The organism is Oleiphilus sp. HI0117, from assembly GCF_001635235.1.
On record NZ_LWGA01000124.1, the window covers coordinates 1 to 1027 of the forward strand.

Annotated in this window: 2 protein-coding genes; both read right to left on the bottom strand. The window is 38.8% G+C overall.

Translation table 11 applies throughout. From position 1 onward, the window contains the following. A partial coding sequence (locus A3757_RS01740; protein ID WP_156506098.1) for a hypothetical protein occupies positions 1–422 on the bottom strand: 422 nt, incomplete at its 3' end. A gap of 36 nt (positions 423–458) precedes the next feature. Further along, on the bottom strand, positions 459–1027 hold a 569-nt coding region (locus A3757_RS26090; RefSeq protein ID WP_197469646.1), incomplete at its 5' end, for a hypothetical protein.

Below are 1027 nucleotides of genomic sequence, written 5' to 3' on the forward strand. Positions count from 1 at the left end.
CCAGGTGGTTTAAGCGTGACACTCTCAAGCAACAGTTTTCTCTGCGCTGCGATAGCGGAACCCTCATGCAAGAGAAAGGAGGGTCGACCATAGTAGAGACTAACGCCTCTCTGGATGATGGGTACTTGAAGCATGGCCAGCAAAAAACCAAGACCCGGATCTTCCAGGCCACAAACATCTATAAACTTAAGCTCATGAACGAGTTGTTTAAAAACTCTCATTCTTTCCTGCTCGGAAAGAGACTTGAGTTCCTTATTTATTTCGGCAGAAACAACAGGAATTAACTTTGATATATCAGATATCGAACTGTTAGTTTCGTTTGCATGCTCAAGATTTTCGATTTTTCTAGTGACATCTTCACCCTGTTTAATGTTCTGTCCATTCTCAGAAACGAGTGATGATAAATCTTCTTTTCTACTCATAAAGTCTTCACAACAAAAATGGTCTGGTTAATAAATTCACAAGGTATCGATAAACCTCTCAGCACGAGCACAAGCACTCTCTAGGTTTAGACCTAAAGGAGTCAAAACGTTATTTGGGCCAGCCTCTTCTTTGCTCATCACATCGCGGATGCTCTGAAGCTCTTCTATTTTTTTGTGAGCTTTATCTATTTTTTCGGTAACACTTCGAATACTTGACTTGGAAGAGGTGACTTCAAATTTTGCTTTTGAAACTTTAGACTTTAGCGCAATCATTGATTTCCTAATGCTTCCTTCTTTTTTTAACGCGTTCATCCATTCCTCTTCTTGTCTAAATTGATTCAAGCTATATCTATGCTCCTGCACTTGATCAAAAAGCATCTGTTTAGAATCCATTTCTTGTTGTAAATCTTCATAACTTTTTTCGTCAATATCCAGTGACGCTCGATGTTCCTTAACAAAAGCTTCGTACTTATCGATCATTTCTCTCTGATGATCAATTTGCCTATCAATTTGCTCTACTGAACCAATGCCATAGTCTTTATAACGTTGTGCTTGATTGATTCTTTCATTGTGTTGAGAAGCGGCCTCTTTAGATTTCGCTAAAA